This is a genomic window from Streptomyces sp. NPDC058620 (assembly GCF_042717135.1).
Lineage (GTDB): Bacteria > Actinomycetota > Actinomycetes > Streptomycetales > Streptomycetaceae > Streptomyces.
This window is the reverse complement of sequence record NZ_JBHXQO010000016.1, coordinates 118,626-127,564: the sequence shown is the minus strand read 5'-3', so window position 1 is coordinate 127,564 and position 8,939 is coordinate 118,626. Positions and strand designations below refer to the sequence as shown.

Below are 8,939 nucleotides of genomic sequence, written 5' to 3'. Positions count from 1 at the left end.
TGTGGAACGCGGGGAGGGGCCCTGGTGCCAATGGCACCAGGGCCCCGAAGGAACTGCTACACCATCTGCCGGCCCTGATACTGCGCCGGCCTTCTTGTTCCGCACGCGCTTACGGGGGATGAGAGCGTGTACGGGGATCGCGGTTGCTTGACCGGAGACCACCTCACTATCGATGTCCTGCGGTACCCGGGCTCAGACTTCCGCCCGGGCGATCCTGATGGCGCCTGGCTCCTCCGTTCTTCCCTCTGGGATCAACCACTTACCTACTGCTGGTAATGCTTCTTGCGTACCGCTCTGTGGCCTGTGACAGCACCACTCTTCGGCAGCCAGCCCCGTCGCCCGTCCTGCATCCGCTCCGGCTTGGAACCCCACTGCCGAACCTCCCGGTGCGCGCGCCCGCAGCCGACGCCTTCACCAAGGTGCTACTCACTCACTTCACTGCTGGGTTACTGCGAACTGCACTTACGGGTACTGCTACTGCGGTACTGCTCTCGGCGGCCCCTCACCACTGCGGGCCCCCCGGTCCGGTCGTCAGTCCCGTCGCCGTCCTGCAACCGCTCTGGCTCCAAAACTCCACCACCGAACCGTCCTGCGAACTGCAACTACCTGTACTACTGCCCGCCAGTTCGTCTCTGGCGGGCCCTGCTGATCTCGGCTACGAGAGAAACCATAACCACACCACCACCCAATGTCTACTCCAGCCGACATAGATTTTCGCGTGTTCGACGCTGAGGTAATCCACCTCGAAACAGCGATGGAGGGCGGGAGCGAGGTGGTCGGATTGACATGCCGCCGGCCGGGCACAAGCACTGGGCAGGCAGGACCGGGCGTTGACGATCCAGAGACCAGGGTGACCTGATGGACACGATGAGCGTCAACGTCTCAACGCGCGCTCGATGGCATCCATCGCCGGCGCACGCGAGCGCGCCCGGGCCCCCAGTCGATGGAAGCAGAGGAGCAGAGCCCGTGAGTCCCCACTACGAAGTCCAAGTCCTGCTGCGCCGCATCGGCCGGTGGTGGGCCGTCGACGTCCCCCGACTCGACCTGCACGCCCAATGCCGCACTCTGGAGCATGCGGAGGACCTGGCTCGCGGCCTCGTCGCCGAAGCCGTCGGTGCCCCTCCGGACGTAATCGCCCTGGACATGGTCGTGCCCGAACTCGAACCCGTACTCAGTTCGGTCGCACAAGCACGGCACAGCCGGGCGGCCGCGGTGGCCGCGGAGGATCAGGCGATCGCCGCCGCCGTTCAGGCACTCGTGGACAAGCTGCGCGTGAGCCAGGGCGACGCCGGACGTCTGCTCGGCATACCCCCGGGCGAGGTGGCCCGCTTCACGCCACCACGCGGCTCAGCGACCGAGAGCGCAAACCAGCAGCTCGCTCCCGTGCCCACGCCGAGTCCCGCCCGACCCGGCGCCGCACCTGCGCCCCACTCGCATCCCGGCCGCGCCGGGCAGCCCCGGCAGGCAACCTCCCCCGTCCGCCCCTCCTGGGCGACCTCAGAGGACGGCGCCCAGGGCCAAGGCCAACAGAGCTACGCCTCCTCCGGGTGACTCAGAGGCGCTCGGGTGTGATGGTCGTGTGGAGTGGCCCCGACTATCCGGGAGGCCGGTGCGGCGCGTCGTACGCTCAGGGGCGCTGGTCGGCCAGTGGGGGCAATGGACCTTGGGAGTGGGAGGGCAGGCACGCTCAGCGCGCATCTGCCGACGATCTGGCGCCGGGCGTGGCGGTTGCCCGGGCCCAGGACGGTGATGAGGCCGCGTTTGGCCGTGCAACGGGAGACTGTTACGCACGGTTCTGCGAGAGCCGGGAGGTGAGATCTCTCCCGGCTACTCGGCGTCCACGCCGGCCAGGCTGAGGTCCACCTGCCCCCGCGGCCATCCAGAACCGGAACCGGTTGTAGCGCTCGATCAGGGTCCGTAGAGCTCGGGCATGAACCGCCGCGGACTCCCGGTTCGGAACCACCACATCACCGCCTCGAACTGCCGCCGTAGACCGGGATACGGCCCGCGCTCGCCCACCGGCAGGAACGGCTCCACCAACTCCCATTCGGCATCGGTCAGATCACTACGCGTCACCCGGAACTTCCGACAGGTCGCGACCTCCCGAGTCGGCGAAACCATGAAACCGGCGATCCGAACGCGGAACAGCCCTAGTGGCTACTGGTGACAATCACTTGTGGTCCTTGGCCGAGTGACCTGCACCTATGGTCAGATCCCATCCGGTGACGTACGGTCCACCCTGCGCCATTGGCTATTACCATTCAGGGGGACGGGCGGCGATGCCGGACATCAGGATCAATGAGCTCGTACGGATGTGGATCGACGGCTGGGTCGTCTCCCGCGGCAGCTCGGACCCGATCGACGAGCCGTGGGGGTGGACGATCGACGTCGGGCAGCCCAGGCAGGTTGCCCGGCACGTGCTGCCGGAGCCCGCCGAGGCCGACGTGCGCATGATCGTCGCCGCGACGAGCGCGCCCGGGACGTGGCTGAAGCTGTTCGCCGAGGACCAATCGGTCCTGCCCTGGGTCGGGCAGGACTGGCGGCGCGACAGTCCCGGCTTTCTGATGACATGTCACCTCGAACCGGAGCGCACCGGGGTGCCGGCCGGTTACACGCTCACCAGTTGGACCCGGGGCGGCGTCAGCCGGGTGCTGGTCCGCACGCGCGACGGGCACTTCGCCGCCCGTGGACAGATCGCCCATGTCGGCGACCAGGTCGTGGTCGACCAGGTCGAGACCGCCGCCGAGCACCGGCGCAAGGGCCTCGGCGGCCTGGTGATGCGCACGCTGCAGAGCACCGCGTACGAGGCCGGCGCGAGGACGGGCGTCCTGGTCGGCACGCCCGAGGGTCGGGCGCTCTACTCCTCGCTGGGCTGGACCATGTGCTCCCCGATGACGAGCCTCTGGTACGAGCCGTCGGATGCCGCCCAGTGAGCTGAGTCTGATTCACCGAACCGCCCGAGCCTCGCACTTCGACAGTGCGGCGGCGTTCTGTGGCTCCGCAGCCTCCAACCCACCACGTGATCTGAACTCGGAACAGTCCCTGGACGCCGAGGTCACGACGGCTCCTGCTCCGCGTGGGGCTCGTTCCGATCAGGCCGACGGACCGGAACAGGACAGCGGTCTTGATGCCGGCTCGGTCCTGGATATGAAGGCTCTGGTACGGCTCGGTGGAGCTTTGACAGATCCCTGGCGGTCAGCAGCGGAAGCGGAGCCTGCACAGGACAGCGTTCGTGTCGCGGCGGACGGCACGGGCCACGACCGCACCCCGCTGGTTCTGCAGAGCGCGCTGCCACAGGTGCTCGGGCTCGGCCTCCGGGATGAGCACGGTCACCCGGGTGCCCGGGTCGGTCGTCCGCAGTTCGCGTACGTACGCGGTGATGGGCCGGCCGAGGGAGCGGCGTGCGGAGGGGAGCCGGACGAGGGGGACGCCGGGGTTCCACAGGGCCCAGTCGCGTTCCAGGGCCTCAGTGGTCTCCCGGTCCTCGGGGTCCGGGTGGCAGACCGTGAGGGCGCGGACCTCGTCGCCGAGGGAGACGGCGGCGGTGAGGGCCACCGCACGGCCCGGTTCATCGCCAACGAACCCGACCGCCGCGACATCGCTGAGTACCGCGACAAGATCGAGCAGATCCGCTCCGACAACGACCTCCCCACCACCGAGGACTTCGTCTTCGTCGAGGTCACGGTCACCGACCCCTCCGAGTTCGAGGTCGAGCTGACCGTACGTGGCGAGGTCCTGCACGGCCGCTACCGCGTCCTGACGGTGGAGAGCTCCTCCATCCCCAACGCGCTGGCCGCTCTCCTCCTCCACTCCCGCGACCTCACCGGCATCCGCCCCCACATCTACTTCGAGTGGACCGAGGGCAACCCCTTCGCCAACTTCCTCCGCTTCTTCCTACTGGGCCAGGGCGAAGTCGCCCCCGTCACCCGCGAAGTCCTCCGCGAAGCGGAACCGGACCGCACCCGCCGCCCCCGCGTCCACGTCGGCTAAAAGTCCCAGGAACAAAAGCTCGACTGCGAATGCTCGCCCGCCGCGCATCGCATCCTTGCGATGGTGCGCCGCGGCCGAGAGCAGACGGCGTTTCGCGCTGCCGTGAAACGCCTGCACGCGGCAGTGATCAGCTTCGATGCCGATCCCGCTCCCGCACCGTTCATCATTGCGCACTTGAGGCGCCGCGCCCGGCTCGATACCGACGGCCGGTCTCATGTGAAGTCGTCGAAGTCGGCCGGGCGGAGGCTGACTCTCACGCGATGTTGTCGCTCAGTCGGGTTCGCCCCAGCTCTGCGCTCGTGGGGGCTCTTTCTGCTGGTTGTCGAGTTCAGCGAACGCTTCCCGCGAGCAGCTTCGCATCCGACTTGTTCGTCGTGTATCCGCCGGTCCCCCGCCGGAAGACCCGGCAAAGGTCCACCTCCAGCACCGTCCCCACGGCCCACGGCAGGTGATCCGATATCGCTGCCGCACCTGAACGGGGTTTGTGACGGATCTTTTGAGCCATCGCCGTTTCAGTAGGGCACCAGCGCTGTTCTGCCAGCGGTGAACTCCAGCTCGGCCGGACTTGACGATCACTACAGTCCAGTCTCATGACGTCGATTACAACGCGCACGGTCGAGTACCCGGCCGACGGTCTGACGATGATCGGGCACCTCGCGCTCCCGGCCGGTGTCGACCGCAGGCCCGCGGTGCTGCTGGGACCAGAGGGCATGGGGCTCAGCGACGTCGAGCGCCGCCGGGCCGATGCTCTCGCCGAGCTGGGATACGTAACGCTGGCCTTCGACGTCCACGGCGGGCGCTATTTGGACGACCCCGAGGAGATGCTGGCCCGTTGCATGCCGCTGCTCGCCGACCCCGACCGGATGCGGGACATCGGCCACGCGGCGCTCGACGTGTTGCGCGCCGAACCACGGACCGACCCCGACCGGATCGCCGCCGTCGGCTACGGCACCGGGGGCGCCGTCGGGCTGGAACTCGGGCGGGCCGGCGTCAACCTGCGCGCGATCGGGACAGTCAACGCAGTGACCACGGGCCGACCGGGCGAGACGGCCCGCATCCGCTGCCCAGTGTGGGCCGGGGTCGGGTCGGAAGACCCGATCATGCCGCCCGCGCAACGGGACGCGTTCACCGCCGAGATGCAGGCCGCGGGCGTCGACTGGCGCCTCGTGGTCTACGGCGGAGCCTTGCACGCCTTCCACCACCCGCCGGTCGACCACCCCGCGGTCCCCGGCGTCGGCTACCACCCACGGCACGCGCAGCGAGCTTGGCGCGACATCGTCGACCTGCTCGCCGAGTGCCTGCCCGTCGCGGAGTGATCTGGTCAGCAACCGCGCGGATCGCCCCTGCTCGTCCCGCGCGATCCGTGGACACCTTCGGCGTCGAGGTATCCGGGCCGTCATCCCGCAGCCCTCACCTGCTCTCGCGAGGGCTTGCGCGAATAGCGTGGGTTCGCCAATTCTCGTGCCGAACCAGCGTGCGACCCGTCCGCAATCTCGTCTTTCGGCAGCAGTGGACGCCGAGTTCGTAGACGTCGGTGTTCAGTGCTGACTTGTCGGGGGTCGGCGGGCGGTCAGCCGGTGGCCCGGTGGTGGGAGGCGGCGGCTTCCTGAGTGGCTGCCCAGGACGCTAGCAGGCGCAGGCCCTCTTCGGAGGGTGAGCCGGGTTCTGCGGCATAGATGGTGAGGGTGAGGCCGGGTTCGGCCGCCATTTCCAGGCCCTCGTAGGCGAGCGTGAGGTCGCCGATGGCGTGGTGGTGGTAGCGCTTGGTGCCGGTGCCGTGGTGGCGGACGTCGTGGGCGCCCCAGCGGGTGCGGAAGGCGTCGCTGCGGGTGGAGAGCTCTCCGACGAGGTCGTGCAGGTCCTTGTCGTGCGGGTTGCGGCCGGCTTCGGTGCGCAGGATGGCGACGGCGACGTCGGCGGCTTGCTCCCAGTCGGGGTAGAAGCGGCGGGAGGCGGGGTCGAGGAAGTTGAAGCGGGCGAGGTTCGCCTGGTTGTGCGGGTCGGCGTACACGTCCGCGTAGAAGGCGCGGGCGAGTGCGTTGGCGGCGAGCAGGTCCATGCGGCCGTTGCGGACGAACGCCGGGCCAGCGGTGATGGCGTCGAGGGTCCACTGCAGGCTGCGGTGCGCTTTCCACTGCCGGGTGGTGCGGCGGCGGGGGCGGGCAAGGGCGTCGGAGCCGTCGGCGGCCTGGGCCAGGTGAACGAGGTGGGCGCGTTCGGCGTCGTCGAGCTGGAGGGCGCGGGCGACGGCTTCGAGGACGGCCGGTGAGACGCCCGCGAGGCTGCCGCGTTCCAGCTTGGCGTAGTACTCCACGCTGACGTCCGCGAGGGCGGCGACCTCGCTGCGGCGCAGGCCCGGGACGCGGCGCCGGGTGCCGGCGGGCAGTCCGGCCTGCTTGGGGGTGATCTTGGCTCGCCGCGAGGTGAGGAACTCGCGGACCTCTCGCTGGTTGTCCACCTCTTGACCGTACGCGCCGCGCGCAGCGTGAGAGATGTACTGCCGGTACACCCCTTGTCAGTGACTCGCTGCGCGCGCCAAGAGCGGGTTACCTGGATGACGTGGCACTCCGCCTGCTGCCGGACGGCGGGCAAGGAAGGCCCGGCGCCGTCGGGGCAGCGGCACAGCCCCTGCCTCGTGAGCGCCGGCACGCGGGCCGCCCCGGGCGGTCCGACCTCGAGTACGTAAGGAACCAGTCATGCGCGGAACATTGATCTACGCCCCCGGCGATGTGCGCTTCGAGACCCTGCAGGACCCGAAGATCCTCCATCCGACCGACGCGGTCATCCGGACGGCCGTCACCTGCGTGTGCGGCTCGGACCTGTGGCCGTATCGCGGCGCGGAGGCAATCGGCGATCCGCATCCGATGGGGCACGAGTACGTCGGCTTCGTCGAGGAGGTCGGAGCTGAGGTCACGTCGGTCAAGCCGGGTCAGTTCGTCGTCGGCTCGTTCGCCACCTCCGACAACAACTGCGCGAACTGCCGCAACGGCTTCCAGTCGAACTGCCTGAACCGCGAGTTCATGAGCACCTGCCAGGCCGACTACGTCCGCATCCCCAACGCCCAGGGCACCCTGGTCGCCACCGACGGCGTACCGGGCGAGAGGTTCTGGCCCGGCCTGCTGGCCGTCTCCGACGTGATGGGCACCGGCTGGTGGGCCGCCGAGGCCGCCGAGGTCAAGCCCGGCTCCACCGCCGTGGTCGTCGGCGACGGGGCGGTTGGCCTGTGCGGAGTGATCGCGGCGAAGGAGCTGGGCGCGGAGCGGATCATCGCGATGAGCCGCCACGAGTCCCGGCAGAAGCTCGCCCGGGAGTTCGGCGCCACCGACATCGTCACCGAGCGCGGCGACGACGGTGTCGCCCGGGTCAAGGAGATGACCGGTGGGATCGGCGCCGACTCCGTCCTGGAGTGCGTCGGCACCGCCGAGGCCATGCAGCAGGCCCTGCACTCAGCGCGGCCCGGCGGCAGCGTCGGCTTCGTCGGCGTCCCCCATGAGGTTGCGATCGACGGCCAGGAACTGTTCTTCTCCCACGTCGGCCTGCGTGGCGGCCCCGCTCCCGTGCGCCGCTACCTGCCCGACCTCATTGACCGGGTCCTGTCGGGCCGGATCGACCCGGGCAAGGTCTTCGACCTCACCCTGCCCCTGGACCAGGTAGCCGAGGGCTACGAGGCCATGGACGAGCGCCGCGCCATCAAGGCCCTCCTCAAGCCCTGACCCAGTACGCCTCCTCTCCCCCGCTCGGGCCGGGCTGCCGGCCCGGCACCCACTCGCGAAGGAATCACCGTGACCACGTTCGCTCTCATCGGCGCCGGTCCGGGCCTCGGGCTGGCCTGCGCCCGGCGCTTCGGCGCCGCCGGCCACAGCGTCGCTCTGGTCTCCCGCAGCGCAGAGCACCTGAACGGCCTAACGGGCCAATTGGAACGCGACGGCATCCGGGCCCGCGGCTTCACCGCAGACGTGCTCGATCCCGCCTCCCTCACCACCGCCCTCCAGGAGGCCGCCGAGGTCCTCGGGCCGATCGAGATCCTCCAGTACAGCCCCGTGCCGCGTGCCGACTTCATGAAGCCGGTCCTCGACACCGACGCCGACGACCTCGACGCTCCGCTGGCCTTCTCCGTCAAGGGACCTCTCACCTGCGTGAACGCGGTCCTGTCCGGTATGCGGGCCCTCGGCCGCGGCACCCTGCTGTTCGTCAACGGCGGCAGCGCGGTACGCCCCCATCCCGAGCGGGCCGGTACCTCGATCGCGTTCGCCGCCGAGAGCGCCTACGCAGCCATGCTCCACGACGCCCTCGCAGACGAGAACATCCACGCGTCGCAGCTGATCATTCCCGGCGCGATCAGTCCCGAATCCGTGCACAGCAGCCCCGACGTCCTCGCCGATCGCCTGTACGCCCTGCACACCGATCGTGGCGGTTTTCGGCACTACGCCGAGCCCATGCCCGACTGATCTACGGAAGCCCATGCTGAGCCGCATGCTCCTGACCGCCCCCGTGCTGCCGCTGGTCGCCGCCGTCATGCTGGTCCTGACCGGCTGCTCCGGCACGCCGCCGACCGCAGCTTCCGGCACGGCGCCCCCCTCCGGGCGATCCGAGACGGCAAGCCCACAGCACACGGCACCGCCGCGGAGGAGCACCGCCATGAACATCCGTCTCACCGTCGACGGCCATCGCATCGATGCCACTTTGAACGACAGCGCCGCTGCCCGCGGCTTCGCCGCCCTGCTGCCCCTAGAGCTGAGTCTCACCGACTTCCACCAGCAGGAGAGGACTGCCGACCTGCCCGACCGGCTTTCCACCGACGGCTCTCCCCGCGGAGCCACGCCCCGGGCTGGTGACATCGCCTACTACGCGCCCTGGGGCACCGCGCTCGTCGTCGACGGCGGCCAGACCGTCTGACCCCGCCGAAATCCGGCACGCCAAGCCGCCTGCCGAAACCCACGCGAGGAGTC

Annotated in this window: 8 protein-coding genes and 2 pseudogenes; 7 read left to right on the top strand and 3 right to left on the bottom strand. The window is 69.6% G+C overall.

Annotated features, from left to right (window positions below; translation table 11 throughout):
• Window positions 1-966 precede the first annotated feature (966 nt).
• Complete coding sequence (locus ACFWSK_RS18225) at window positions 967-1,551, top strand: hypothetical protein (protein ID WP_383786867.1); 585 nt, start codon at window positions 967-969, stop codon at window positions 1,549-1,551.
• A gap of 357 nt (window positions 1,552-1,908) precedes the next feature.
• Here ACFWSK_RS18225 and ACFWSK_RS18220 read toward each other — a convergent pair whose 3' ends face one another.
• Window positions 1,909-2,121, bottom strand: a complete 213-nt coding sequence (locus ACFWSK_RS18220) for a transposase (RefSeq protein ID WP_383786864.1) — start codon at window positions 2,119-2,121, stop codon at window positions 1,909-1,911.
• A 158-nt stretch (window positions 2,122-2,279) separates the two neighbouring features.
• Here ACFWSK_RS18220 and ACFWSK_RS18215 point away from each other — a divergent pair, with 158 nt between their 5' ends.
• Complete coding sequence (locus tag ACFWSK_RS18215; RefSeq protein WP_383786861.1) at window positions 2,280-2,933, top strand: GNAT family N-acetyltransferase; 654 nt, start codon at window positions 2,280-2,282, stop codon at window positions 2,931-2,933.
• Between the two features lie 262 nt (window positions 2,934-3,195).
• Here ACFWSK_RS18215 and ACFWSK_RS18210 read toward each other — a convergent pair.
• Window positions 3,196-3,552: pseudogene (locus tag ACFWSK_RS18210) on the bottom strand (amino acid permease); the annotation flags it as partial.
• Between the two features lie 3 nt (window positions 3,553-3,555).
• On the opposite strand from ACFWSK_RS18210, the pseudogene ACFWSK_RS18205 reads away from it, so the two are divergent.
• Both ACFWSK_RS18205 and ACFWSK_RS18200 read left to right on the top strand, forming a co-directional pair.
• Window positions 3,556-3,990, top strand: a pseudogene (locus ACFWSK_RS18205) (amino acid transporter); the annotation flags it as partial.
• 590 nt (window positions 3,991-4,580) lie between these two features.
• The gene (locus ACFWSK_RS18200) at window positions 4,581-5,306 is read left to right on the top strand and encodes a dienelactone hydrolase family protein (RefSeq protein WP_383786858.1); all 726 of its coding nucleotides are present in this window, start codon (window positions 4,581-4,583) and stop codon (window positions 5,304-5,306) included.
• A gap of 254 nt (window positions 5,307-5,560) precedes the next feature.
• On the opposite strand, the gene ACFWSK_RS18195 is transcribed toward ACFWSK_RS18200, so the two are convergent.
• Entirely contained in the window at window positions 5,561-6,448 is an 888-nt protein-coding gene (locus ACFWSK_RS18195; protein ID WP_383786855.1) for a helix-turn-helix transcriptional regulator, read from the bottom strand.
• Window positions 6,449-6,686: 238 nt separating this feature from the next.
• On the opposite strand from ACFWSK_RS18195, the gene ACFWSK_RS18190 reads away from it, so the two are divergent.
• The 3 genes from ACFWSK_RS18190 (at window position 6,687) to ACFWSK_RS18180 (ending at window position 8,886) form a co-directional block, all read left to right on the top strand.
• Window positions 6,687-7,703: a zinc-dependent alcohol dehydrogenase family protein gene (locus ACFWSK_RS18190; protein ID WP_383786852.1), complete on the top strand. Its 1,017-nt coding sequence runs from the start codon at window positions 6,687-6,689 to the stop codon at window positions 7,701-7,703.
• Window positions 7,704-7,772: 69 nt separating this feature from the next.
• Window positions 7,773-8,438 (top strand): SDR family NAD(P)-dependent oxidoreductase, encoded by a 666-nt coding sequence (locus ACFWSK_RS18185; RefSeq protein WP_383786849.1) that lies wholly within the window; start codon window positions 7,773-7,775, stop codon window positions 8,436-8,438.
• A 25-nt stretch (window positions 8,439-8,463) separates the two neighbouring features.
• Window positions 8,464-8,886, top strand: coding sequence for a cyclophilin-like fold protein (locus ACFWSK_RS18180; RefSeq protein WP_383786846.1), 423 nt, complete (start codon window positions 8,464-8,466; stop codon window positions 8,884-8,886).
• Window positions 8,887-8,939: the final 53 nt, after the last annotated feature.